The organism is Sphingomonas sp. NPDC092440, from assembly GCF_044754985.1.
GTDB lineage: Bacteria > Pseudomonadota > Alphaproteobacteria > Sphingomonadales > Sphingomonadaceae > Sphingomonas.
Genome location: NZ_JBIVQA010000012.1, coordinates 46,182 through 70,991, shown reverse-complemented (window position 1 = coordinate 70,991; position 24,810 = coordinate 46,182). Strand labels below are relative to the sequence as shown.

The window sequence follows — 24,810 nt, the reverse complement described above, 5'->3', positions numbered from 1 at the left end:
GACGAACGGTCGGCGCGGTGCCGGCTGAAAGCAAGGAGAGTGACGATGGCATGGGATTTTGACGAAGGCGGCAAGTTCGGCAGCGAGAAGGCCGCCGAGGACTATGCCCGGCGCAACGGCCTCAGCAATGCGGACTTCCGCACCCGGCGCAAGGGTGATGAGGTCGAGCTGGAGATCCGCCGCTCCGCCATCGACGGCCGAAACCTTCGCGACACGGGCGAAGGCCGCAAGGACGGTTGGTTTTGACCGAGACGTCAGCGGCCCGGACATTCGGCAGGAGGCGACTGCTCAATGGGCATTGATGATCGCGACTATATGCGCGAGCGCTACAGACAGCGCGCTAACCGGACGAGATGGAATGAGGGAAGGGGGCGGATCGAGGCGGCCTGGCTTGATCCGAGCCACCAGCGATATCGCCGGCAACCGTCGGCGGCGGCGATCGCTGTTCGTTTCGCCCTGCCGGTGCTCAGCCTGCTGCTGATCCTAATCCCATTTTATGGGGACGCGCAGCGTCATGGCTGGATTCCTGATCTTGAGCCGGCGCAGCCGTTTCCGGAAAGCGGATCGGTAACGGTCGCGGGCAATGTGATAGGTCTGGTCGCGCGAAGCCATCTCACGATCGCGGCCGCTGATGCCAACGCTGTGGAGCAATTGGTGGACCCGGATACGAACACCCATGCACTGTCGATCTATGTTGCCGCCAATGACCGGGTGTCCCTGCCGGTGCCTGCGGGCACGTACCGGGTCCGCCTGATCGAGGGGCGGAAGTGGCACGGCGCGAAGCGCTATTTCGGGCCAAACACATCCTATGAGACGGTGGCCGGGTTGATGGACTTCACGCCGGCGGCAGGCCGTATCATCGATCTGCACCGTCGGCCGGGCGGAAATCTGAAGACGCAGCCGATGGTGTCACGGCTGGCACCGCTTTGATCGCTCGGCTGGACGGTGGCCGCCTGCTGGCGGAAGGAGGAGCAGCGAATGGACATTCTCGGGAGCGCCGCCGAAATGGGACAGCAGGCGATCGAAGCGCTCGAGGCGGCGAACCGGGCCGGACACGGCTCAGCGATCGACACGATACTGTCGCTTCTGACATCGCAGGAGGAAGACGTCATTCGCCATCGTCATGGGCTTGGAAGGGGCCGGCTCCGAACGCTCCGCGAGATCGGCGATGTCATGGGTCTTTCCGGCCAGCGTGTTTCGCAGATCGAACACAAGGCGCGGCGCAGATTGAGCTGGTTCGTTCGCATGGTCGGGCCGGTGGGCAGCCCGGCGGTCCGGCGCTACGCGCTCGAGAAGCGCGAGGAGCGGGCGGCCGCGCAGCGCGCTAGGTGCGAGCAGGTCGAGAATGCGGCGGCGGCGAGAGCGCAACGCATTGCCGCGAAGGCTGAGCGCGATGACATACGCCGTGCCAAGGCGCGGACGAGGGCGTGGCAGCGCAAGATCGATACTGCCCTCGCCGATCGTGACCGGTGCGCCAGTGCGATCGAATCGCTGACCGGTCGCATCTCTCATATTGACCGGCGTGGCTGGCTTGCCCGGCATTTCTTGCCGCACGATTTCGTCCTGATGCGATTGCGGGCGGCGCTGGTCGGTCTCGAGACGGAAATGGACGAAGTGGATGCATTGATCGAGCGTCTTCGGGCGCCGCCGCCGACCTGAACGGGACTGGACGGTGATTTGCCGATAGATGTCGCCAATGACACTCTACCAAGCACTAACAGGTAAAGTGTCATTGATGACAATCATTCCACGAGGGAAGTGCGTCGCTAATGCCTGGACCAGGCAGGCATGTTAGCGAGGACGTCCGCAATAACGACGAGAATCGCCACCTGAATGCCGCACCATATCTTCTATTCCTGGCAAAGCGACACGGAGAACCGGGTCGGTCGCGGATTTATCCAGTGGGCGCTCGACCGCGCCATACGAGCCGTCAATGCAGACGCGGACGTCGACCCTGCCGATCGTGAGCTTCGCGCCGATCGTGACACCGTGGATGTGCCGGGGATGCCACCGCTCGCGGACACCATCTTCGGCAAGATCGACAGAGCAGTCGCCTTCCTGTCCGACCTCACGCACGTTGCCACGCGCGCCAAGGGCCAGCTCTCGCCCAACCCCAACGTCCTGCTCGAACATGGCTGGGCGCTGAAATCGCGCGGGTGGGGCAGGATGATCGGCGTCATGAACACGGCCATGGGCCATCCTGACGAGCATCCCCTTCCGTTCGACCTTACCCACTTCAAACGGCCGATCCTCTTTCACTGCCCGGCCGATGCGACCGACGAGGAGCGTCAGGCGGCCCGGGCTGGGCTTCAAAAGGATCTGGAAAGCACCCTTCGCCTGATCCTGGACGACGAGGTCCTTCGGGCGACTGCGCCGCCGGCCGAGCCGCATCCCCACGACGTCGAACTGTTGCAGCGTTACCGCCTGCAGATCCCGGAGCTGCTGCGCCAGTTCCTGCGCGAGCACAATTTCGGAACGCCCTATCCGCGCAAGGCGCTGGACCCGCTAGACGATATGGCAGCCACCTGGACTGGTGCAGCCTTCGATTTCGAGGACGCGGCCCTGCAGGAGGCTGCGATGGCGCTGCGCGCGGCGAACACGTCCCTCATGGAGCTGGTCTATGAGCGCATTCATGTGATGGGCCGCAACCCCAACATGGCCTGGCCGAAGACCGACTATGATGTGCGGCACGGCATGCAGCAGAGTACTTTGGACGCGATCCGGGAACTCAATACACGCGCCGGAACCCTGATCGGCGCGATCGATGCGTTCGAGAAGGTGGGGCGCTCCCGGATTCGTGTGGCGCCGCCGGCCCCTGCGGCGCCGCAGGTCGATCACCGCTGGGAAGCGGCGCGTACCGCGATTTCGGAATTGGAGATGGATCGCATGCGCGGCGGGCTTCCCGAGATCGTCGCCATGCCCAGCATGACGCTGCGCATCGTGCCGCTGGCCGCGATGGACCGGCCGACCCTCGATCCCAAGACCGCCCTTGCAGCGGCGCTGCGCTTTCCCCCTGACAGCCAGGCCCGGGTACAGTCGAATTCGGATGAGCGTCAGTGGTGGAGCTATGGGCTGCCGCTCATCCAGACCGAAAATAACCCGGAGACCCGGTGGCGTACCCGCCTGGTCCGCCCCGGGTTGATCGAATTCGAGGCGATGATCGGGGCCCGGATCGATGATGATCCCCAAATCCTCGTGGATGGCCGCGAGCTGGAAGCATCGATTGCTATGCATCTCGACCGGCTTGCCAGCGTGCTCGCGGACGTAGGGCTAACCGGTCCGGCCGTCGCCGGCATCGCATTCCGCGGGGTGGAGGATGTCGAGTTGACGCGCGCCCGCGGCGGCGGCCGCAGGATCCGCAAGCCGGAGCTCTTCCTGCCTGAGCTTCAGGTCGCCGATCTCGCCGCGCCGATGCAGCCGCAATTGCAGGAGCAGTTCAACATCCTGTGGCAGGCGTCCGGCTGGGCCGACGGCTCGCCGTCATTCGGCTGACGAGGCGAGAGGCGTGGTGCTGAAGCCCCCGTCACCGGAAGAGGGAGATGCCGGTCTTCAGGCGTTCCGTGAGGCGGCGAAGCTCCACGAGGACACGTTGCGCAGCCGGATGTCCCGCGAATTCTACCGCAAGGATCTGGCAAAGTGGCAGAAGCTCTACACGACGCTCGCTGGCAAACGCGACGCAGGCTCGCCGACGGCCGTCCATTTCGCGCGGCTATCGGCGCTCTGCGGTGAGCTGCTGACGGAATATGGTCCAGAGGCGCCGCCCAAGAAGCGCGTGCCCAAGGCGGTGACGCCGGTCCCCCTGACCTATCCCGACTTCCCTGACGAGATCACCCACCGGATTCACTTCCTCGAAGGGCCGGGAATTCGGCGGCAGCGCGCCATCGAGCTTTCGGCCCACGCTCCGGGCCTGTCCCGACAGACGTCGGCGCGCGGGCGCGTCCTGCTTTCGATCGGAGTTCGGCAAGATCAGGTCTGCCTGTTTGAGCGCATCGTCGAAGCAATCGGCGATCTTGCCATGGCTGATTACGCGGCCGCGGGCTTCGACATCGGCTATGTGATGCGTCCGGAAGGGATCGCCCAAGGCCAATCCTGGGAGCCCAATCCTCTCGATCCGGCCCTGCCGATTGCTCGTGTCTGGGAGGATAACCAGCGCGCCCGGGGCTACGGTTTGCAGGCGCGCCTGCTCGGCGAGAAATGGCGCGGCGCTGACGGCACCGGTCTCCCGGACGATCTCCCCGATCTCTACGGCAGACCCTGGGACCCTGATCCGCATTGGCAGCGCGTTCTGGAACTCACCGAAGCTGACCGGCTCGAGGAGGCACTGGCGCTGGTCGATGCGGTGCCAGGCCGCGATCGTGAGCCGCTTTTCGACGAGGTCATCTATCTCAGGTTCCTGACTGGATCGCCCCTGCGCGCGCAGGACATCCGTATACTGGCGCGCAGACATGCGGAATCCTCGCTCATCGTCGGGCGGCTGCTGGAGGAGTTCGAGGCGTTCCTCGCTCATCTCGATGCGCAATTCACGCTGGAGCCGCCAGTCCTGGAGGAGATGATCAGGCTTCGACCGGATTTCGGGTCGACTATGATACCGCCCATGCCGCCCGCTTCCGACTGGGCGGCCTATCGGCGTCATATGGCGCAGTTCACGAACCATGGTGCCCGGCGTGGCCGGATCTTCTCGATCAACATCGGCGCCGCCGACACGGGGGCATCGGCGTTTTTTGCGACCGCTATGGTCGCGGCCGAAGAGGCGTTCCGCCGTGAGCGGTCGATTCCTGAGATCGGACTGGGCTGGGTTTCCGAAGTCGCCCTCCTGGACCTCGTTCGCACCCTATGGCCCTCGGCGGTTCACCAATGGCGGCCGGCCTTCCTCGGCATGCAGTCCGTCGATATCCATGTGCCGGAGCTGGGCCTTGCAATCGAGTATCAGGGACAGCAGCACTACGCGCCCGTGGCGCTCTTTGGCGGCGAGGAAGGGCTCAAGCTCACCCAATTGCGCGATGAGAAAAAGCGGGGGCTCCTGGCCCGTCACGGTGTGCGGCTGCTTGAATGGCGGTTCAATGTACCAATCACCAGGGCGGAGCTGGTAGCTCAGCTCGCAGCGATGGAAATCCTGGTCCCGGACTAGCTCGCGAGCGTCTTCTGCCGTGGGCCGTTCATCTCATCGACATCGCAGGCGCACTCGTGATCTTAAAGAGTCGGCGGTTCGACATCCGGTGGATTCATGTAGGCCCTAAAGCCCTCAAGATCCTCGTCGCTCGGGTTCTCCAACTCCGGGATATATCGGATGGTCTCTGCGACCTCCCTGCGCGAAACATAGTCGATGATGGCGCCACCGTTGCTCAGCTCATACTGCATCGCGCCGCAGTGGCGGTCGACTGTGGCCCGCCCGGGCGCGAAGGCGATGGGCTTCTTGTTCCCCTTCTTGCTCACCTCATGCTTGGCGAGCGCGACGCGCAGGAACTCGAGCCTGGTGAAGCCCATTTCCGTTCGGCGGAGGTCGATCCGCATCTGATCGACGAGCTCTGGTCGCTCCTGCGCGTCGCGAAGCTGCTGGGCCCGAAGTTCCCGGTCGTAGTGCCGGTAGCCGAGTTCCCGTGCGAGGTTCGTCGCCTTCAGGCTGATCCCTCCATTTTCCGCGAGCTTGATCACCTCTTCGCACCGCTGGCGCCATGTGCGCAGCAGTTCATAGGCGGCATAGATCCACATTGGCGTCAGCGCGGAGAGCTGCGCCATCCGGCCGCGCGGCGGTTCATCATCGAGCTGGCGTTCCAGAATCTCCTGCTCAACGCGGTTGAGCATGTTGTCGACCAGGCACAGCTGGCTCGCCTGCATGGCCAGAAATGGGTTCTCGCCAAACCCGGCGAGTGTCATCAGGGCCTCGTAGAGCTCGGCGTGGCCGATGTCCGCTACTGGACGATAGCGAGGCTCGTCCTCCATCTCATCGGGATAAGGTTCGTAGTCCACGCTCAGTCCTTTCGCGCAGGCCGCGCTAGCGACAGTGCAGATATGTGGAGCCTCACGAGACCTTCTCCCGGAGCCACGACGACAATCCTGCATCGAGGATCATCCGCGCGAGTCGCTGCGGCCCGAGCAGGATCACGCCTTCCGGCCCCCCGTTCTCCGGGATGTTGCCGGTATGCCAGACGAAAAACATCCGGTCATACGCGTCAGCTTCGGCGAGCCGACCGACATAATCGTCGAGCGACGCCCGCGTGGCCTGGGATTTCACCTGCACGAAGGCCCGTTCGGCGGTGCTCGGAAGCACCAGTTCGAGATCGATCGTCTTCTGGGTTCGGCCAACCTGGCTGAGCCGGCGCCACCCGCTGCTCGAAAAGACGAGATCGACCAGCAATTCAAAATCCTGCCAGGTCAACAATCGCATCAGGGGAATGATCGCCGCGGTGAGGGCGCGTTCCGCCTCTTCGGCTGCCGCCACCTCTGGAGATAATTCATCGCTCAGTCGGCGCAGCAGATAGTCGGCCGCGCCCACGTCGCAGATCGTCCCGCGAAACATCTGGACCTTGAGCAATCGCCCGGAGAGCCGATCGGTCGTCAGCAGGCTCCCGCCGATCGATGTGCTGTGCCAGCCATCGAGCGTCGCGCGGCGGTGGCTATTGTCCGACAGGATCTCAATGTCGCCAGCCGGCCGGCACCAGTAGAGCAGGCCGCCGACAAAGGTGATGAAGATGGTATCCTCGGCGCTCTCGTAGAATGCCCGAATCTGCTTCACATCGCGGGTCGCCGCGCCAGCGTCCCCCCGGCGCTCCTTCATCGCTTCCCAGACGCCCGACCAGTCGCCCGCTACGCAAAGATCGTGCGGCGCCTCGCGATAGCCAAAGCGCAGCACGCCGTCGCGGATGCTCTCGGCCTCCCAATCGCCGCCCCGGCCGAGCTTGATGTAATAGACGTTCGTCGCCGCGACTGCGGTCATTCAATCCCCCTGTTTGGCGCCGGGCTTTTCCGATCAACCTGCCCGAGCATCGCACGCTATACCTTCGCTGTAGAAAAGATATTGAAGAGATTGTCCGGTTCAGAGTGCGGCAAAATTGGGGGGGCAGATGACCAAGGCAAACGGTAACGCGCATCGCAAGAAATCGTCGAAGCCCTACAATGAGCGCACCGATCTCGAAAAATTGCAGTCACAGTGGACCAAGTTATCCGGACTACACCTTCGAGAAGAGCCATCTGCGGCGATTGTCCGTTGCGCGACGGCAGCGGAGATCGCGGCCAACTACGCCATTCGGACGGAATGGGCTCGCAAGACCGAATTTGATGACACGATCGTCGACATGTTCCTGCGCTGGGCGAACGGCCTGCCGCTCAAGGTAACCCGGCTCTTCGTGCCGGTCTATTTCGCGACCCCGGACGAGAGCCCGATCGGCAAGGTGCTCAAGGCATCGGCCGAGAAGATCAACGCGGTGCGCAATGCGGTGGTACATCAAGGTGCCTTCAGCAATCCCGAAGAGGCGGAGGCCGTGATTGCCGAGGCGAAGACCTTCATCAACACGATCGTGGGTCTGTCGATCGAGAATTTCGACATCGAGGTGGCAGCACAGCAATGGCAGGCGTCCCGCAAGAGCGAGGGCGGCGAATGACCGCGACGCTCGGCGGCCTGACTGTCACGCTCGGCAAGAAGCTCAAACAGTCCGACGATTTCCTGAAGGCCAAGCACAACCTGCTCAGCCAGTTCGACAGCATCGACGATCTCGTCACGGACGAGAAGAAGCTGTCGGCCAAGGATCGCCAGGCGATCGAGCATCATATCCTGCAGCTCCGCGCGGCGATCGCGCGCACATTGTGGTCCAATGAGTTCTACATCGGGCGCTCGCTGCTCGACGATTATATCCTCCATATCGCCAAGAATGGGAGCGGTGATGTACCCGCATGCGTCATCGCCGGACTCGCCGCCGCTGGCGCCGACAGGCCGGGCTTCGTCCTCTATCCCCTGACCGGCTTCGGCATGGAAATGCCGGGGATTTTCGCGAAAGACAGTAAGCTCCGCTCCGAAGCAGTCTTCAAGAAGGCGGGCTTTGCGGTCAGCACCCAGAGCAATTCGTTCGATGCGGCGGTCGCCAGCATCGAGCGGATGGCAAGGGGTCTCGGCGTGAAGCAGCGCATCGACAAATCGGATTTCCGGCACTTTGCCTACACGGCGAAATGGTTCGGGAAGAACCCGCTGATGCTGGTCCGCGTCACGTCCTTCACTGGCGACATGTACGAGAACCAGTTCATCTATTCGCTCAAGATCAGGGTGGCGGCGGCAAACCTGCTGATGTTGCATTGCCTGTCGCAGGAGGCAGTCGGACCGCTCGATCGGCACCACAACTCGTCCTTCGTCAACAATTTCGAGACGCTCGACATCGCCCATTATCTGATCGGTGAGGCGATCCGCGGCCGCCCGATGTCCACCCGCCGTGTGCCCATGAATGTCTCCCAGCTCGAATTGGCGAAACTATCGGATGTAGCTGCGACGCTCTCCACCAGTGCACTGGCGACGTCCCGCATGAGGCGGCTTGCGCCGAAGGTGACTCAGGCGTTGAACACGGTGGAGCGGGGGTACTTCCGCCACGTCAATCTCGCGACGCACTCGAAGCCGGAGAACCGCCTCTATCGCCGCCTGCTCACCGCCCTGGACTGGTTCCGACAGTCGTTTAGTGCCCGCGCGAACGAGGCGGAGGCGATCGTCGCGCTAGCGGTCGCGTTCGAGACGCTGCTCACCGACCAATATGCCCCCGCGATTGCCGAGCGCCTGCGACGCCGGATCGGGATCTGCATGAAGGGTGTGCCAGGGCTGGCGAGCTATCAGGCCAGCGTCTTAGCCATCTATTACGCCCGCAGTTCCATCGTCCATACTGGCGAACCTGACCACGCGATTGACATTCATCGCGGTCAGGTCGCCTTCACGCGCTGCTTTTGTGCGATTGCCGAACGGCTGACGACTTGGACACCGGCCGCGAACAACGTCATGGGCGATCTGCTGGGCGATGTCGCGTGAGATCGCCGGTGATGCCACTCGTCACATCGATCGGCGCATCGTCATGCTAGACCGAGATCTTTCGATAGCAGCTTCCTTGCACGAATCCTTGCTCAAGACACCACCGTCGGGTCAAGCCAGCGCCGGTGTCATTTGAGTAGGCGTGCGCGTTCGATCGGAAGCGCAGAAACGCGGGCCAGGTCGAAGGGGCCGGGTGGTTGGTCGCGACACGGACGAGCACCTTCTCGCCGCTCCTGATGTCAGTAGGCTTCCTGACGGCGTAATATTCGCCCCAATCGCTTGTCGTTTCGAGGACGGCTTGGGTGACCGTTTGGCGCGTGGCAGGTCTCCCGGTCTTCGCAGCTTCCACTTGCGTCGCGATTTTGTCGCGATCATCCCACTCCCGGAAATACACGTTGGCACAGCAGCCAAGAATCTGATGGGCGTTGAGCGCCTCAATGTCCCCCTGCCGATCGATTTCGATCCAATGCGCGCTATGACCAGAGCTATAGACGGCACCGTCGTACAGGATTGCGCAGAGCGACGGTGAGAGCGGCAGGAAAAAGATGGCACCAGCAGTCTTTACCCCGAAGCTCGGTCGGCCCTTGCGCGGCCGCTGGATATGCAGGCGGTTGGTCAGAACGGCGGGATCGTCGGAGGTGAAGAAGGGGAGGCCTGTCCGGTTCCGCACGATGCAAAGCGTCAGATCGTCGACGATCCGCATCGTGTCCTTGTAGCTCAGCATGGCCGCCTGGACGGCTTCCTTCGATGCCTCTTTGATCGTGGGGACGGGAAGGTCGGACCCAGGAACGTCTTGCAGTGCCAGCGCCATTTCGCTCGCTTTCAGCGAGGCGGCTTCCGTCCGCAGATATTGGAGATAGATGAAGCGCTTCATGACGATCTTGACCGCGGATCCGACCGTGCCGCCCTCGGACAGGTGGCGGACGATCGGTCCGTATGGGTCCTCGATGAAATTGATCGCGTTTTCGAGAAGCTTATTTTGCCCGTAAAAATAGTCGCCTGAACATTGATTCCTGACGGGCGCGTTGGGAATGGCCTTCATGCGGTCGAGATTGAACAGATTGATCGCCAATCCATCGCCGTTGACCGTGAACGGTCGAAGATGGATCCGAGGGACGAAGTGCTGATTCTTGTTGTCGGCCATCTACTTGGCTGTCTGCTGCATGTTGGATTGGCCTTCTATCTGCTTTCCGTGAGAAAAATGCTGTCGGTCGTCATTGTGGGATTCACATCCGTGCAAAGGCAGCGTAGATTCATGCTATGTTCCATCAGGCCGATCTGTTCGAGACAACCGCTAACCCTGCACGAGCGATGGACACGCCATCGCTGATGGCCGCTATCGCTGCCGCCTCACAGCGTCCGAAATTCTCTTACATGCTCCTCCAGCTTCTCGCGGAGGTTGCTGACGAGAAGGGCAGCGCCGGGCCGAGTGTTGTTGTAAACGGTGACGCCGTACCGGTGCGTGACTGGCTATGCGACGCACTGGTTCCCATCGCGCAGCGCTCACCATGGCGTCGTTCTACGATCGAAACGGTGCGAGTTGCACTCGAAAAGGCTGATGAACTCCCGACCGATCCGGCCCAGGCAGAGCGTCTGGTCGAGGAAAAGGTGCGCGAGCGCGTTCGCCGGTCGGGTCGTTGCAATGTCAGCCGTGCGGTGTCCGATCTATGCCGCGGCGGCCTCCTGCGACGACACTATCAGGGCTATAGAGTCAATCATCAGAACCGTGGCGCCCAGCGGGAGGCGGTTTATACGATCATGCCGGATGCCTTGGCGGCGCTACGTCGCCGGTGATCCTCCGATCGTCGAGCCATCAGGTTCGGTTGCTGTTGCTCGCGCCATTCGATCCGGCATCTGCAATAGTTTTCCGGTCGCTGTCTTGATCGCATTGGCTCAGGCGACCTCATCGATCCACCGTCAAGCAACGCAATCTAGGTCGAGCTTTTTGATAGGGTTATGAGGACTGGCCGGCCAGCGGTTCCTACCGACAGAACGGGTGGCCCTGACGCTGACCGGCACAAGGATCAGCCGTTGAGTCGGTCCTTGATCGCTTTCGCCGGCGTAAAGGTGAGTTTCTTCGACGCGGCGATGGTGATGGTCTGCCCCGTGGCGGGGTTACGGCCCTCGCGCGCCGGACTGGCCTTCACCTTGAATTTGCCGAAGCCATTGAGCGCGATTTCCTCGCCCTTGGCGGCGGCGTCCGCGATCGCCGTGAACAGGCCATCGACTAGTTTGCGAGCGTCTGCTTTGCTGGTGCCTGCCTTTTCAGCGAGATAGTCGGCAAGATCGCTGTTATTCTCGGGGAGCCTTTCCTAGTTTACCGATCAGCTTCATAGCCTCGGCGCTCATCGCGCGCCATCGCGCTCGTATTTTTGCCAGCCTTAGAAAAGATCGCGGACCCGGACATAAGGATTGCCCGTCTCCGCGAAGCGGCGCGCCTTGCGACTCAGCACCTCATCAATTGGCAACAGCTTTTCGAACATGGCATCGAAATCCTCGCCGCTCATGCAGATGATCCGCTTGCCGCGCCCGAAGGCGTGCAGCCCGTCTTCGCTGAAGCCAATGTAGCTCACAAACAGGCCGCGGGACCAAGCAGCCTTCTCGCCGAGCTTGCCCTCGAAAACGTGGAGATCGGCCGCTGGTGTCGGCTTGGCCTCCCATTTTGCTTCAAGCAGATAGGTGTGGCCGGCGAGATCGAAGCTGCCGTCGATCTGCTCTCCACGCAGGCGAAAACTGTCCCGGGGCTTGAGGCCGAAGAGCCGGAACGTATCGCGCAGGAAACGTTCAAAGGCAAAGCCGCGCTGCTGGGGCGCAAGATCCCAAATCGCGAGAAGAGCTTTACGGGCTTCGGCGATCTGTGGTCCTTTGAAAGCGGGTGTCGGGGCGGTCTCGGGTGCCGCTGGCTTGCCCTCGAGACGGCCGATCAGCTCGAGCAACCGGCCTTCGCCATTGGCGACGCTGTCGGTCGCGCGCCGGCGGGCATTGATGGCCTGACGGTAATCCCAAAGAGCACGCAGCGTTCGGACAACCGTTGGGGAATCGACGATGGTGAGGAAAGTGCGCAGGCGCTTCGCCTTCGAGGTTCCGTTGCGCGCATAACAGGGATCGTCGATGTCGACGTTCAGTTCCTGCGCGAAGAATTCACGCATCGTCCGGTCGGAGAAGTCCAGGACATAGCCGCCGCCCATCTCGAAGAGCTCGTCGAGCAAGATCATGTCGATGGGGCGCACGCCGCTCGTCATCGGATCACCACGACCTTGACGCTGGCTCGATCGGCGATCGTCCGCCAAGCCTTGTCGGCGGTCCAGGCGGGTAGGCCGTCGCGTACCGCGAGCGCGAGACAGCAGCGATCACCAAGGGACAGGCCGGCATCGGCTGTAATCGCGCGCAGACGCCCGGCGATCTGGGCGGTTCCCTTGTCAAGGCTGACCAGTTCGAGCGGCAGCGGGTCGAGCATGGCATCCACATCGCGCTCCGGCATGCCGAGATGGACGAAATGACTGACGACTTCGGCGTAGTTGACCATACTCATCCGCGCAGATGCGATCGACCCGGCGACCTTCGTGCCGCCCGGCTCTTCCTTCAGCATCGCAACGAGCGCGGAGGCATCCAGAATGACCTCGCTCATTCGCCGCTTTCTGCCACCCGATTGGCCAGGAAAGCATCAACCGTGGCGTCCGCATTTCCTTCAGTGAAGCGACGGGCGATCGCTTGCGCGTGCGCGACCGCCTGCGCTGCGGTTCTCAGGACGATGCCATCCTCGGTCTCCTCGAGAAACACCGCGCCACCCTCGGACAGGCCCAAGCGCTTGCGCAGGTCGGCTGGCAGACTCATCCGACCATTCGGCGTGATATTGACCTGTATCGTCATCCGAGCTTCACTAGAAAAGCTGAATACCAGAAGCCATTCTATGCCATAATGCCACCTTTATGTCACGAGACACTCCATCGGACTTTTATGTCCGATAAATGCGATTCTCGGACATAAGAATTGGCATCGGGAGGGGGCTCGGCTAGGCTCCTCCCGATGGCGCGCGACCTGCTTCCGATCTCGACCAACCTGCCCGCCGACCTGCTCGCCGAGATTGACGGCGCGCGCGACACGCTCGCCGCCTCGAAGGCGGGTTCGACCCAGAGGGCCTATGCCTCGGACTGGGAGCGGTTCTGCGATTTTTGTGACGCGCGCAACGTCGAAGCGCTGCCGGCACACCCCGACATCGTCGCGCTGTTCGCGCATGTCGAGGCCGAAGCCGGCATCGCGCCAGTCACGATCGGCCGCCGCGTCGCTGCGATCAATCACCATCACAAGGAAGCAGGTCTCGCCTCGCCGAGCGCGCGCGACGCCGCCGGCGTCATCGCCCAGATGATGGCGGGCGTACGCCGCAAATATGCGCGCAAGAAGGACCAGAAGGCGCCGGCGGCCGCCGACGTGCTCAGCGCCATGCTCGCGACGATCGCCGGCACCGGCCTGCGCGCGAGGCGCGACCGCGCGATCCTCGCGATCGGCATGGCGGGCGCGTTTCGCCGTTCGGAGATCGCCGCGATGCTCCTGCCCGATCTCGCCTTCAAGGCCTCCGGCGTGCGGATCACGATCCCGCGTTCGAAAGGCGATCAGGTGGCCGAAGGCCAGCAGATTGCGATCCCCGAGGGCCGCCACATCCGGCCCGTGGCACTTCTCACCGACTGGCTTCAGGCTGCCGATCTGCAGGGTCTGGATCCCTCGACCAGTAAGCCGCGGACTGGCCCCGTGTTCCGTCGGCTGACACGGGGTGACGCGCTCACAGTCGATCCGATCACCGACAAGACCGTGGCCAGGCTGGTCAAAGCCTGCGCATCGGCGGCTGGGCTCGACCCGGGCCTGTTTTCCGGACATTCGCTGCGCGCGGGGTTCCTGACCGAGGCGGCCGCCAAGCGTGCGAACCTGTTCAAGATGAAGGACCATTCGCGGCACAAGTCGCTCGACACAGTCGCGGGCTATGTCCGCGATGCGGCGATCTTCGACGATCATGCCGGCGAGGAGTTCTTATGACGCCGAGCGGCGTGGCGCCAGAATGGCAGGCCTACGCCATGCCGGACTATGATGCGGCAATGACGCGGGCCTGCGCCGAGCTTCAGCAGCGTATCCTCGCCGACCCTACCTATCGGATGTCCATTCTGACCGACCCGCGTGACCTGCATCGAGCCTTGTTTGCCGAGTTCACGCCGTCCGGTTACCCCGAATATGCTGGCACCTATCGGGGCACGGTCGGCACCTCGCTCGAGGGACGGCGCATGGGCGCCCCGCAAATTTTCGATCTCAAGAAGAGCTTCGCATTCGAGGAACCTCAGAAGGTCACTGCCGCGCTCGATTTCATGCTTTCCGAGGTTCGGCGCGAGCTGGTCCCGGCTCGGTCCGCCACACCTTTTGTCCAGCTCCTGACCTTGACCCACCTCTTCTGCTGGTTTGGGAAGATCCACCCCTTTCTCGACGGCAACGGCCACATCCAGCGCGCCCTCTTCGCCGCGGCGGCGGCCGAGCTGGAAGTTCCGCTCGCCTCGCGATTCGCTATCCATCCGCGCCCATTCGACCGGCTTCTGGCTTGGCCGCTGGAGAGGTTCACGATCGCCAAGCCTGATCAGCGCGAGCATTTTCTCGCGATGGTCGCCGAATATCTGAGCTCCTGGTTGGCTGGACCATTTGACCGGCCTGCGAGCGGCATCGCGCCGTAAGCGGCCCGGGCAGCTTCGAAGTTTTAGAGTCCTCTAGCAAGGAGGAACCCCTCCGACTTCAGTCGGATACTGGCTTCAGCCACAGACTCGCGTGCTAGCCTGTAACCTCGGGAAAAGCGGAAGCCGCCGAAGGCGTGAAGCTTCCGCTTTTCCCGAGGTTACAGGCTATGGCGTATCGGTCCGGTTGTCACACCACATTCCATCATCGCTACCATCTCGTTTGGGCGCCGAAGTATCGGTACAAGGTGCTGATCGGCGATGTTCGGCTACGGGTGCGCGAGATCATCCGTCAGGTCTGTGCCGAGATGGGCGTGAAGATCATCAACGGCGCGCTGTCGAAGGACCACGTACACATGTTCGTCGAAATCCCGCCGCACGTCTCGGTCAGCGACTTCGTGCGCCGGGCCAAGGGGCGCTCATCCCGCAAGATCCAACAGAAATTCGAGCACATCCGCAAACGATATTGGGGCCAACGCTTCTGGCAGCGCGGCTACTTCTCGACCACATCCGGCAACATCACCGATGACATCATCATGCGTTACCTCGACCGACATACCCACAAGGACGGCTTCAGCCCCACCGCTTGATCCTACCGGCGTCAGCCGGTCAGTGATTCAGAGTTCGATCAGCGTATAGCCGCGATCGCCGAGCACGGTCCGGGTCCAGTCCTTGGCGATGACGACACCCTCCGTGTCCAAGGAGATTGCAGCGTCAGCCCGATCGAACAGCGCGATGCAAAGCTCATCGCTGTCGAACCGCGATCGGTACTGGATACCATCGAGGCTGGTGGTGCTGTAGATTTCCGCTGAGATCCGCTGGGGCACCGCATACGCGCCAGGATTGTCTACCGGATCGAAGTCGGCCGAGACTCCGGCGGTGGTCGTTCTGAACCAGCCGAGACCCGGTCCGTGGACCTTCGCCAGCCGGATCGGTCGCGTTGCGGAGAATCTTGCAGCGCGTCTCCTGGCGACCTGATCCCAAAGGACATCCCGGTCCGTCGGCCTCCTCAGCAAGGTCTCGGCAAAGGGGCCGACGAGCGTCTTGCCCAAATACAGCACACCGAATTTGCCGTCCGGATCGTCCCAACGCCAGGTCGCGTCCTTGCGGCCATACCATTTGGCCGCGACCGTCGCGGCGTGCACGCGATGAAGCACTCGCCCCGTCGCGATCGTCGCCACGGGTATCCCGCCTTTCGCTCCCATATTGCGTCAATCTTCGAGCGTACGGGCGAAACGCACTAGGCGCTCAACTTCCGCATCGCTGCCCTTCAGCAACGCGATCGGGCTCACTCCATCAAGACCTTCATCGCCGCTGACGAGGAACTGCAGGACGGCCCAGCCCGTCGTTTCCGGCGCGGCGCTAAGGACCTTCGCAACGCCGGGAAGAATTGCATTCCCATCAAACTGAAAGACCGGGAAGAGCTTCGTCCCGTTGTCTTCGACCATCAGCAGTCGGCGATCCTTGACCGCCTTGTAGACGGCCTGGATCGTCTTGTGCCCAAGCAACGTGCGAACCTTCTCCGCGGTCAGAGCTCCGCCTGCAGCATCGATCAGCCGCCGTTTGAAGGCGATGGCGTTCGTAATTCTTTCCGCGGCTTCCGGATTATCCGTTTCGACCGCCGGGATGCCAAGCGCGAGATGGAAGACAAGGCTCGGCACGTCGACGCTGCTTATCGCCGCCGCCTTTGCCGCCGCCGGCATCATCTTGATGATGCGGTCGGTGCTCGCCACAATCCGGTCGTGGAGGACGCGATCCGCATCAACGAAACCGATATTTGCTGGGCGAACCATTCGATCATTCCTGTTGAGTCAGTTTCATATACTCCGAAACCAACACGATTTCAACTCGTGGATGAATTCGAATCTCTCAGCCCGGACCCACGAAGCAATCGGGCGCTCTCCTGCGATGCGCATTACCGCGTGCTATTTCTCGAAAGCTGCTTCCAGCGCGATGAGACCCGCTGCGTGCCGTTCCGGCTGTGCCTTTCGAAATTTGCGGATGTTTACCAACTTGAATTGAGGAGCGGGCAGCTCGCGAAGCGCTGGCAATGGGAAGGCGTCCCACTCCGGGTCTCCGGCCTCAAAACTCTCTAAGAACCTCCGATCATCAGCGCCGAGGGACCTATGGATCGCCGCCACGAGGCGACCGAACGTATGAACATGATCCTCATAGGTGAACGGCTCGAAGGGCATGCCTTCGAATTGGGCCTTGAACGTTCCGCTCTGGTCCTTTCGGCTCGGGCTGATCAGTTCAGCGATCGGGCGCCCGTGGCTTACAAGCGCCGCGACGAAACCGTGACGAACCTCATCGACGACGCCCTCTACGTCCAGCAGACGCTTCACGTCGAACAGATCGCGCGGATGTTGCCGGTCCAGCGCGGCACAAATCTTGCCGCCAAAGAGCTCGCCGTGCGAGAGACAGCGCGCTTCGACGAAAGCCTCAAATCTCTCCTGCACACGGTCGGAGCAGGGAAGATCGCGGAGAGGAAGGAGATGGCCGCGCAGGGTGGGATTCACCTCGACCTTGATCTGGGTCTTGCCGCGCTGACAGTTGAGCTTGACCTCCATACCTTCCTGGCCCTGGCGTGTCTGGGTCACGCGGGTTGGCGGGAGGCGGCGTTCGATTTCTACCTTGATCCGGGCAAGCGCCTCGCCGATCGCCTGCAGAGAGGCCGCCCGGTCTTGGAGGGGAAGGTAGGTTAGATCGATATCGACCGAGAGCCGCGGGAGATCCCACTCGAACAGGTTGATCGCCGTGCCGCCTTTCAATGCGAAGGCCGGCTCCGCCATGACCAAAGGCAGGACGTCCAACAGCAGGCGAACCTGGTCACGATATTGGTCAGTTGCCACTCGACACAAGCTCCCTGGGGAGGAGCAGTCTGTATTTCGGGACGTACCGCCCCATTTTCGCAAGGCTGCGATCGCCGGAGCCCAGATCTATCTGCTCCACCTTCACGTGCCGCATGACCGGGAGGTCCGCCCGTTCCGCAAGGTAGAGGAACAGCCGCCGGACCTTCACCGATGTGCAGGCCTCGAGCAGGGACTGCATGAGCTTGGGGCGAAGCGACGTCATGCCCTCCACGATCTGGCAGGCCTCGACGAGATCGAATTCCTTTGGCGCGAGATGCAGCAGCTCCAGTATCGCCCGCTCGGGCGTAGCGGCTGTCAATGGATAGCCTTCCGGGGTTCGGTGCTCGGTGAGCCCGATATCGTTCGGCAGGAGCTTGGTTTGCATATGACGGACCTCCCCCCCCCAATGTTTCTGAAACCATGCCGGCAGAACCACGTGCAGCGGCGAGAAGAGGTAGGCCCTGCTCTCTCCGAAGCGCACATAGTGGCTATTTCCCGTCATCTCGATCGCCGTGAGCGCGCCCACGTGGACCGGCAGCTTCAGCTGGGACTGAACGCTGTAAAGCGCTCCCTGCCAGGTCACTGTTTCCATCGGGCGCTTGAATGCGCCACGACCCAACGAGACGAGCCACTGCGAGGATCTATAGTTCTGCAGGTCCTGTGCTGTCAGACCGAGCGCCTTGAGATGCGGGCTGGTCGCCACCGTGTGTGGCTCCCACGCATCGAGCAACGACCTCAATTTATCAGTTCGACCTACCTTCATGGCATATCTATCGCATAAATTCCAAGGTCGATCAATGCCTCGGAATTTTCCATGCTAATATGCCAACGGTATAGCTATCGCCTATAATTCAATGTTAAAGGCGGACCCGACATATTCCTGCGGCATAGCCCGGCGCATCCCGTCTTGCGAGAACGATGAACGGGGCCGAACCCCGTAAGATACATACTTTGGTTCATGCTCTATGCTGCTGACCGAATGGACTTCAGAAACTCGACCTCCTCGGGATGCCGATGGAGAAGCTCGATCAGGCCCACAGCCGCATCGCTCGGCGACATGGCCCCGCTTTCATATTTCTGGAAGGCCCGGCGACCACCGCCGATCAGATATCCGGCTTCTTCCTGTGTCAGCTTCAAGCGCTTGCGGACTTCGCGGACATGAGCCGCATAGGCCTTCTTCAGCTCCCGAAACACGCGATCGGATTCGGCGAGATCGGCCCCGGAATGAATCGCGTCGCCGTCATCGTCGGGATACCAACCGGGTACCTCGACGGTGCGCGTCATCGAGCCGAACTTCACAGTCTGCGGACGCACGCTGCGTCGCAGGAGCGTGCCGGTCTCGGGATGGATGCGCGTCTCAGTCATTGCCGACCTCTTTGAACGATGTGAGCGCGACGTCGACCAACGTTTCGCCTGCGAATTTCAGATACAGCCACCGCTGGTCCCACGGCATGTTGTAGGTGTCGTGCCATACCTTCGAGTTGGGCGGATTGTGCGCTGTCTCCGACTTAATGAAGTCGCCGGCTTCAAGTGCTTGCACCACCTCAACGATGTCTCCCAGCGAATAGCCCAAAGCGCGGGCGCCCTGGACGGCGGTGCGCGTGATCTCCAAGGTCCCAACCTGCGCGAACTTCGCCTGGACCGCAGCCAGATTATGATGCGGCTTCCGCTTGATCGCCATCCCGATATACACCTTGAAGGTTAATTCATCAAGACTGGTCCAGTTCGCGAAATCGCTCCTCTAGCGTGGGCATTTCGCGCGCTAACGCAGCTGAGCCGTATAACGTAAGCAGTTGCGAACAAACCTCGAACGCACTATGGTGGAGGCGCGGAGAAAGCCGATGCGTTTCGCCAAATTCGACCTCAACACCTACAATCTGACTAAGGACCTTCCTGGCGGTCCGACACTTGCTGTCGTCGAGGAAGAAATCCCGGAAATCGAGATGATCACCGACCAGGAGGGCAATCCGACGCGTGGCGGAATGATCGGCTATGCCTTGGCCTATGCTCTGATGGTCAGCTTTGTCGGAGCTATTTTCTACCTGATCTGACCTATTCGCGAAGCTTGGGGTCTTGGAAGAAGCCGCGATCATGATCGCGGTTCACTTCCTGCTCCAGATCGACGGCACCCAGCACGCGCTGCCCTCGCATCGTCTGAGCCGCTGCTCGATCGTTATTCAACTCGCCCTTGCCGGCCTCGATGATTGCGGCGGCGGCCACATCGCCAGCACCGGCAGGGCCGCTGGCCAATCGCCCGGGTCCGTGTGGACGGTAAGATGTCTTGACGTCTGCTGCGCTCGAGACGCTCGGCCGGCTCACGTCAACGAGGTCCGGGTCGTGCAGGCGGCCCGCAATCTCGGCTCGAATGCCATCCTGTTTGTCGTGCATCCAGCGCGTGATCATTTCCTGGCGCACGAGACGCTGCTGGTCGGTCAGATCGGTTGCCCAAAGCTCAGGCGCTTCAAGACCCGGGTTCTCGACCTGCTGGTGCCGATACCATTGCGCAAGATCCTGGCTCAGATTTTCGCTGAGCTGCATGCCATGCGTTTCCGCATAGCTTGCATCGCGCGAGAGCTGTTGGGAAAGCTCCTCGAGCCGGCGGGCCGTTTCCGAATAGGACTTCGCTCGCGCGAGTGAATCCTCCGTGCTCGACGACGCGGACGATGTCGCAGAAGCCCGGCTGAAGCTGCCGCTGCGTGAGTAAGTCCCATCGGACATCGTCGCGCCGCTGCCGCTGGCATGTTCGTCCCGCACCCCACTCGACGATGTGTTGGCGCTGTCACTGCCACGAGTCTCGTCCGTCCCATAACGCAAGCCGTCGAGTTGGCTGCCTGTTTTGGAAACGCTTCCTCCGATGGAGGGTAGTCGACCTAGCACTCCTCCGCGATCACCAGCCCCACGTCCCGCTTGCCGACCACCCGTTCCAGCCGAAATAGTCCCCGATATCTGGTCGTTGGTCTGTGCTTGGCGGTCATGCCCTTGTGTAATGCGCTGGCCCTGAGAGATCGTATCGCGTTCCTCCAGGCCCTGTGAACTGCTTGCGGTCCGCCTGTCGAACGCCTCCACAGAACTATTCGCCTGACGCCCGCTGCTCGACTCCCAGCCCGACGAGCGTTCGGTGGAGGTACCGAAGGCACTGCGGTTCGCGTGGGTCGCCGTCAGGATGTCGGCTGCGGCATTCTCATAGGCCTGCGCCTGGCGGTGCGCCTCGTTCGCCATCTCGCGCCATTCTGCCACCGAACCCGTGCTCATCGTGGGTGTAAAGCCCAATCGCGAAATCGCGCCGCTCGTATCGAACACCTCCTGGCCGTTGCCGAAACCCGACACGACCGCGCCGTTGTCCTGTCGCCACCCGACGCTGGTGGCACCGCCCATGAAGCTCGGCGCCGTCGACCACTGGTCGCTTTGGCGCATATTCGATGTCGCGTTCGCCCAGCTCACATTGCCGTAGGAGTAGTTGCCAGTGGTCTGCTCGAGGGCTGCGGCTTCGGCCGCATTCTGCGCCGGCGCGAGCATCGAGGTCGCCTGGCCGGCGATCGACATCGCACCGCGCGCGAGGCCCGCGGCGAGGAACGGGATGCTCATCAGCATGAAGCCGGCAATCGTCGCCGTCTCCCCATTCACCGCGCCAATTCCGGCGTAGGTGCCGAGCGTCACCCCGCCGGCGGCGACACCAGCGGAGGCTGCCTCGGCCCGCGTCATGCAGATCATATGGAGGATGACGTAAAGCGGCCCCCAGGCAGCCAGGTAGAAGAACCCCATCGCATAGCCCTTGAGCGACGCCAGCCCCGTTTGTGGCATCAGAAAAAGCGGGAAGATCACCGGGAACATCGCAAAAAATACGACGGTCAGCACGATGTTGAGGATCGGCACCCACGCCATCGCCTGCTGCGCGATCGAATTGTAGGTATTGCGGGCTTGGATGTCGGCACGGGTCTGTGCGAAGGTATCGATCGTCGCCGCGCCCGTTCCTCCCGCCATGCTATTTCGCGCCTGCATGAACGCATTGATCGCCGTGTTCTGCCGCATGGAATCGCTATAACTGCTGCCCGAGCCGGTGAACGCGGCGTTCGCGATCGGCAGATCATGTTTGAGCTTGTCGGCAGCCAGCGAGTTGCTCAGCTTCGGATAGAGTTGTTTCCCCCAGATCGGAGTGTTCGCCTCGATCATCGGTGCCCACTGTGCATCGAGCATCCCATAGGCCTGCCGGCACGTGACGATCGCGCTGGTGACGGTCCCGTCCCCCTGACGCTCCAGCCATTGCTGCGAGCGCGCCTCCGATCCGGGCCCGATGTCGGCCCATAGGTCTTTCGATTGCGCGAGGAGCGTCAGCGACTTTTGGTAGAGCATCACATCGCCGAAAAGGCACTTCTTGAAGTGCTCCTCAAGGTTCGTTGAAAACTCGGCATCGCGAATGATGAAATTGCGGGTCGCGTCGAAAAGCCGCGCTCCGTAGACCATGCCGTTCGTCGAGTAGTTGAGCTCGCTTGGCATTACGAAGACAGTCTCTGCCGTTCGCGTCAGCCAGTCTCCGATCTGCGTCGTGAAGCTCGCCAGGACACCGAGCCCCAACGGGACGTTGGCGACTGTAGCCGGCGCGAGCGATGGATTGATCCGATCGGTGACCTTCACATCGATCGTAGGCACCATGAGGCAGAGGTAGATGGCCGTTGATTGGAGAAACCAGTTCATCCACACGCGAAAGTTCATGGTGAAGGCGACCACGAGCAGCGAGTAGATGAGGCCCATCACCATCACGACCCGCAGAAGTGATCGGTACCCGCCGCCGCCCGACCAAGCGGCGACCGCGTTGAAAGTGTTGACGAGATACTCCCCGCCCCCGACCGTGAAGACTTCGAGCATCGTCCCGGCTCCCCCGCCCTACATCAGGCCCTGTGCGTTCAGGCCACGTGAGAAGTTCAGCGCGGATGACATGCCCGGCGTCATTGAGTTTTGAAGTGTGGACTCGAGCATGATGCTGCGGTCGATGATCTGCATCGTCACCTGCAGCTTGTTAGAGAGCTTTACATCGCGCTGCGCAAATTTCTGCCGTGTGGCCGCGATCTGCTGCTTCCACTGAGTCGCGGTCGCCTGGTCGAATGTCTGATAATGCGTCTGCGCCTGCTCGACCCGATCGAGCATATTGTCGAGCATCGCCGCCAGCAGGTCGACCGCAACGATTTCGGACAGGGTCTCGATCTCGCCATCGGTGAGGGCGTAATGCGCATAAGCCTGAACGGAGAGAATCTTGTAGAGCGGAACCGTGGCGAGGTTCAGGAGCTGCTTCTCCGACGCATCGAGGGCGGTGTCCGTGCGAATCTTGCTGCTCATCGAGCGGATCATTCCCGCGATCCGCGGCCGCAACGCCGACGATGCCGGCACCGTCAGGGTCTGCTCACCGACATCGTAGCAGTCGGTGTCGTTGCACTTGAGCATCTTCACGGCCGGCGCATCGGCTGTGCCGTCAAGCAAGGCCGTTACCACCGCCTCCTCCGCCGGTCCGAACATGACGACTTTCCCGCCCACGCTCGGATCGGTCGACGGCGTCGTCACGACGGTCCCGACCAGCGTCATGATATATTCGGAGAACGATTGGTCGAATGCTCCGAATTTGGCCGACTTCTTCAGGGCTTCCCAGGTGTAATTGTGCGGCTCCCCGACGAGCTGGTCCTTCATATTGGCGTCGGTATTGCCCGCGATCGTGCTGTCGCGCCGGTTCCCGTTGTTGCAACCTTGCCGGGACGCAGCCCAGTCCGAAAACACACCTTGGCTGTTGCCGACGGCCTCGCAAATCGTGGAGCGTGTGGTCTCCATCTGTGGCCAGATCCCGCCTACGAGCGCCTGCGCGGTCTCGCAACTCGAGATATTCATCTGGTTGAGAAGCTGTGCCTTCTGGCTGAACTCGTCCATCACCTTGCCGATCTCCGGCGAAACGGAATCGATCGCGAGCTTGAACGCGAAACCCAGAGCGTTATTCGCGGTCGCCTTCAGCATGGCCACGATCTCCGAGGCATTGATGAAGGAGAAGCTGCCAGCGAAAAGGTCGATGCCGCCGCATCCCGCTCGCGCGCTCGGCAGCTGAAGGTTGAAAGGCGAAACGCTCTTCTGTGGAAAGCGCGTCCAGACATTGCCCAGCGAGTAATAGCCGGCCGACTGGCCTTGGAACGCCGTCGGCCCGGTGACATTCGCGGCGCCGCCAGCGTCGTTGAAAAAGCCGTTCATCTGCGAGGCGACATCGGCGCGCGCGACGCCGACCAATGCGAAATGCGAAGCGGCGACCAGCGCGAGACCGGTGCCCAGCCTACGGCGCAGCGCGCCCTTTTGCCCGCGCGCCATCAGTAATCGCTCCCCACCTTGGTGTTGGTCAGCATGAAGATGCGATCCATGATCTCATCAGCGCTCAGCACGCCGTAACCGACCGGGATCGTCCGCTTGGTCTGGGTGTCGAAGAGGACCAGCGCTGGCGTCTCGTTGCCTGGAATCCCCATCCGTGCGCGCTGGCCGGAATCGACGACGTAGTTCGGGAACTCGCGGTTTGGCCCGCCATCCATCGAGACGGCCATCACCGTCATGCGGTGGCTGTCGGTGACCGATCGCAGGATCGGCGCGAAAACCTCGCAGGCACCGCAGCTCTGAGCATAGAAATAGAAGAGACCGTAGCGCTGGCCGAGGTTCGTGAGGACCGCATCCCGGTCCGCCTGGCGGTTGTCCAGCCAGAGCCGTTTGCCCACGGTCGAGACGGGCCGCTGCAGCGTGTAGTCGAGGTCCGGGTTCTGCCAGAGCGCGCGCTGCCAGGTGTCGGAGAAGGTCGACGCGCGATCGAGCTGCTCGCGCTGGAAGCGCACATAGTTGATCACGTTGGTTTCGGTCGGATCCAGGATCGCTTTCGCCTTCAGCTCATCCAGTTGCTTGGCGATGGCCGCGATGCGATCGACCGCGCTCTCCTCCCGGACCTGCGCCGTCGACCCGGTCTCCTCCGCTGGCTTGGGCTTCGCGCAATAGAACCATTGGCCGAGCCGCCGTTCGCGACAATAGAAGTCGTCGGAGCGATCCTGTTCAATTGTATCGCCCTGTGGCGGCGGTGCTTCCTGCGCGAGGACCTGCGGCCCCCAGATCGCGGCTGACAGCGCGGCGGTCAGGATGAACGTCTTACCGAAGATCAACATGGCTCGCTTTCCTTTCGTCATCGCTGGAGCTGGCGCGGAGGGATGTGAGGAGGATCTGGTCTGCAGGCCGATCCCACCCCGAGACGTGG

At 62.1% G+C, this 24,810-nt stretch carries 27 protein-coding genes and 1 pseudogene; 12 read left to right on the top strand and 16 right to left on the bottom strand.

Annotated elements, in window-relative coordinates; genetic code table 11:
* The first annotated feature begins 45 nt into the window (after positions 1–45).
* From ACIQCS_RS18545 to ACIQCS_RS18525, 5 genes are all read left to right on the top strand, one after another.
* On the top strand, positions 46–246 hold the full coding sequence (locus ACIQCS_RS18545; protein ID WP_030090600.1) for a hypothetical protein: 201 nt from the start codon (positions 46–48) through the stop codon (positions 244–246).
* A 45-nt stretch (positions 247–291) separates the two neighbouring features.
* Positions 292–930, top strand: coding sequence for a hypothetical protein (locus ACIQCS_RS18540; protein WP_280280052.1), 639 nt, complete (start codon positions 292–294; stop codon positions 928–930).
* 48 nt (positions 931–978) lie between these two features.
* Positions 979–1,659, top strand: coding sequence for a sigma factor-like helix-turn-helix DNA-binding protein (locus tag ACIQCS_RS18535; protein ID WP_280280051.1), 681 nt, complete (start codon positions 979–981; stop codon positions 1,657–1,659).
* Between the two features lie 174 nt (positions 1,660–1,833).
* Entirely contained in the window at positions 1,834–3,492 is a 1,659-nt protein-coding gene (locus ACIQCS_RS18530; RefSeq protein WP_345846420.1) for a hypothetical protein, read from the top strand.
* Positions 3,493–3,505: 13 nt separating this feature from the next.
* Complete coding sequence (locus ACIQCS_RS18525) at positions 3,506–5,128, top strand: hypothetical protein (RefSeq protein WP_280280049.1); 1,623 nt, start codon at positions 3,506–3,508, stop codon at positions 5,126–5,128.
* Between the two features lie 62 nt (positions 5,129–5,190).
* Here the strand turns inward: ACIQCS_RS18525 and ACIQCS_RS18520 are convergent, their stop codons facing one another.
* The gene (locus tag ACIQCS_RS18520; RefSeq protein WP_245652746.1) at positions 5,191–5,967 is read right to left on the bottom strand and encodes a hypothetical protein; all 777 of its coding nucleotides are present in this window, start codon (positions 5,965–5,967) and stop codon (positions 5,191–5,193) included.
* A gap of 52 nt (positions 5,968–6,019) precedes the next feature.
* Positions 6,020–6,934 carry a hypothetical protein gene (locus ACIQCS_RS18515; protein WP_062787847.1) on the bottom strand — a complete coding sequence of 305 codons (915 nt, stop codon included), beginning with the start codon at positions 6,932–6,934 and terminating at the stop codon, positions 6,020–6,022.
* Between the two features lie 127 nt (positions 6,935–7,061).
* Here ACIQCS_RS18515 and ACIQCS_RS18510 point away from each other — a divergent pair, with 127 nt between their 5' ends.
* On the top strand, positions 7,062–7,598 hold the full coding sequence (locus ACIQCS_RS18510; RefSeq protein WP_062787845.1) for a hypothetical protein: 537 nt from the start codon (positions 7,062–7,064) through the stop codon (positions 7,596–7,598).
* Complete coding sequence (locus tag ACIQCS_RS18505; protein WP_280280048.1) at positions 7,595–8,998, top strand: HEPN domain-containing protein; 1,404 nt, start codon at positions 7,595–7,597, stop codon at positions 8,996–8,998. Before ACIQCS_RS18510 ends, ACIQCS_RS18505 begins: the two co-directional genes overlap by 4 nt.
* 46 nt (positions 8,999–9,044) lie before the next feature.
* Here the strand turns inward: ACIQCS_RS18505 and ACIQCS_RS18500 are convergent, their stop codons facing one another.
* The gene (locus tag ACIQCS_RS18500) at positions 9,045–10,142 is read right to left on the bottom strand and encodes a DUF4238 domain-containing protein (RefSeq protein ID WP_062787841.1); all 1,098 of its coding nucleotides are present in this window, start codon (positions 10,140–10,142) and stop codon (positions 9,045–9,047) included.
* A 116-nt stretch (positions 10,143–10,258) separates the two neighbouring features.
* On the opposite strand from ACIQCS_RS18500, the gene ACIQCS_RS18495 reads away from it, so the two are divergent.
* Positions 10,259–10,792, top strand: coding sequence for a hypothetical protein (locus ACIQCS_RS18495; protein ID WP_062787839.1), 534 nt, complete (start codon positions 10,259–10,261; stop codon positions 10,790–10,792).
* A gap of 230 nt (positions 10,793–11,022) precedes the next feature.
* Here the strand turns inward: ACIQCS_RS18495 and ACIQCS_RS18490 are convergent.
* From ACIQCS_RS18490 to ACIQCS_RS18475, 4 genes and pseudogenes are all read right to left on the bottom strand, one after another.
* Positions 11,023–11,295: pseudogene (locus ACIQCS_RS18490) on the bottom strand (HU family DNA-binding protein); the annotation flags it as partial.
* Positions 11,296–11,379: 84 nt separating this feature from the next.
* Complete coding sequence (locus tag ACIQCS_RS18485; protein WP_245652744.1) at positions 11,380–12,240, bottom strand: restriction endonuclease; 861 nt, start codon at positions 12,238–12,240, stop codon at positions 11,380–11,382.
* Positions 12,237–12,626, bottom strand: coding sequence for a type II toxin-antitoxin system VapC family toxin (locus ACIQCS_RS18480; RefSeq protein WP_062787837.1), 390 nt, complete (start codon positions 12,624–12,626; stop codon positions 12,237–12,239). Before ACIQCS_RS18480 ends, ACIQCS_RS18485 begins: the two co-directional genes overlap by 4 nt.
* The gene (locus tag ACIQCS_RS18475) at positions 12,623–12,868 is read right to left on the bottom strand and encodes an AbrB/MazE/SpoVT family DNA-binding domain-containing protein (protein ID WP_062787835.1); all 246 of its coding nucleotides are present in this window, start codon (positions 12,866–12,868) and stop codon (positions 12,623–12,625) included. The genes ACIQCS_RS18480 and ACIQCS_RS18475 overlap by 4 nt, the downstream gene beginning before the upstream one ends.
* Positions 12,869–13,024: 156 nt before the next feature.
* On the opposite strand from ACIQCS_RS18475, the gene ACIQCS_RS18470 reads away from it, so the two are divergent.
* From ACIQCS_RS18470 to tnpA, 3 genes are all read left to right on the top strand, one after another.
* Complete coding sequence (locus ACIQCS_RS18470) at positions 13,025–14,026, top strand: site-specific integrase (protein WP_280280047.1); 1,002 nt, start codon at positions 13,025–13,027, stop codon at positions 14,024–14,026.
* Positions 14,023–14,706: a Fic family protein gene (locus ACIQCS_RS18465; RefSeq protein ID WP_245652742.1), complete on the top strand. Its 684-nt coding sequence runs from the start codon at positions 14,023–14,025 to the stop codon at positions 14,704–14,706. Before ACIQCS_RS18470 ends, ACIQCS_RS18465 begins: the two co-directional genes overlap by 4 nt.
* Positions 14,707–14,840: 134 nt before the next feature.
* Positions 14,841–15,293 carry an IS200/IS605 family transposase gene (gene tnpA, locus ACIQCS_RS18460; protein ID WP_401531466.1) on the top strand — a complete coding sequence of 151 codons (453 nt, stop codon included), beginning with the start codon at positions 14,841–14,843 and terminating at the stop codon, positions 15,291–15,293.
* A gap of 27 nt (positions 15,294–15,320) precedes the next feature.
* On the opposite strand, the gene ACIQCS_RS18455 is transcribed toward tnpA, so the two are convergent.
* The 6 genes from ACIQCS_RS18455 to ACIQCS_RS18430 all read right to left on the bottom strand — a co-directional run bounded on the left by ACIQCS_RS18455 (position 15,321) and on the right by ACIQCS_RS18430 (position 19,236).
* Entirely contained in the window at positions 15,321–15,884 is a 564-nt protein-coding gene (locus ACIQCS_RS18455; protein WP_245652749.1) for an RES family NAD+ phosphorylase, read from the bottom strand.
* A 30-nt stretch (positions 15,885–15,914) separates the two neighbouring features.
* Positions 15,915–16,496, bottom strand: a complete 582-nt coding sequence (locus ACIQCS_RS18450; RefSeq protein ID WP_062787906.1) for a hypothetical protein — start codon at positions 16,494–16,496, stop codon at positions 15,915–15,917.
* 132 nt (positions 16,497–16,628) lie between these two features.
* Positions 16,629–17,555 (bottom strand): nucleotidyl transferase AbiEii/AbiGii toxin family protein, encoded by a 927-nt coding sequence (locus ACIQCS_RS18445; protein WP_062787908.1) that lies wholly within the window; start codon positions 17,553–17,555, stop codon positions 16,629–16,631.
* Positions 17,545–18,318: a type IV toxin-antitoxin system AbiEi family antitoxin gene (locus ACIQCS_RS18440; protein WP_062787909.1), complete on the bottom strand. Its 774-nt coding sequence runs from the start codon at positions 18,316–18,318 to the stop codon at positions 17,545–17,547. The genes ACIQCS_RS18445 and ACIQCS_RS18440 overlap by 11 nt, the downstream gene beginning before the upstream one ends.
* A 200-nt stretch (positions 18,319–18,518) precedes the next feature.
* A complete protein-coding gene (locus ACIQCS_RS18435; protein WP_062787910.1) occupies positions 18,519–18,920 on the bottom strand; it encodes a type II TA system antitoxin MqsA family protein in 402 nt (133 codons plus the stop codon).
* Positions 18,913–19,236 carry a type II toxin-antitoxin system MqsR family toxin gene (locus tag ACIQCS_RS18430; RefSeq protein ID WP_062787912.1) on the bottom strand — a complete coding sequence of 108 codons (324 nt, stop codon included), beginning with the start codon at positions 19,234–19,236 and terminating at the stop codon, positions 18,913–18,915. The genes ACIQCS_RS18435 and ACIQCS_RS18430 overlap by 8 nt, the downstream gene beginning before the upstream one ends.
* A gap of 160 nt (positions 19,237–19,396) precedes the next feature.
* Here ACIQCS_RS18430 and ACIQCS_RS18425 point away from each other — a divergent pair, with 160 nt between their 5' ends.
* Entirely contained in the window at positions 19,397–19,606 is a 210-nt protein-coding gene (locus ACIQCS_RS18425; RefSeq protein ID WP_062787913.1) for a hypothetical protein, read from the top strand.
* 1 nt (position 19,607) lies between these two features.
* Here ACIQCS_RS18425 and ACIQCS_RS18420 read toward each other — a convergent pair whose 3' ends face one another.
* The 3 genes from ACIQCS_RS18420 to ACIQCS_RS18410 are packed head-to-tail and all read right to left on the bottom strand — an operon-like array spanning position 19,608 to position 24,721.
* A complete protein-coding gene (locus tag ACIQCS_RS18420; protein ID WP_280280046.1) occupies positions 19,608–22,418 on the bottom strand; it encodes a conjugal transfer protein TraG N-terminal domain-containing protein in 2,811 nt (936 codons plus the stop codon).
* Positions 22,419–22,436: 18 nt separating this feature from the next.
* On the bottom strand, positions 22,437–23,837 hold the full coding sequence (locus tag ACIQCS_RS18415) for a conjugal transfer protein TraH (protein ID WP_401531486.1): 1,401 nt from the start codon (positions 23,835–23,837) through the stop codon (positions 22,437–22,439).
* A 53-nt stretch (positions 23,838–23,890) separates the two neighbouring features.
* A complete protein-coding gene (locus ACIQCS_RS18410) occupies positions 23,891–24,721 on the bottom strand; it encodes a conjugal transfer protein TraF (protein WP_280280044.1) in 831 nt (276 codons plus the stop codon).
* Positions 24,722–24,810: the final 89 nt, after the last annotated feature.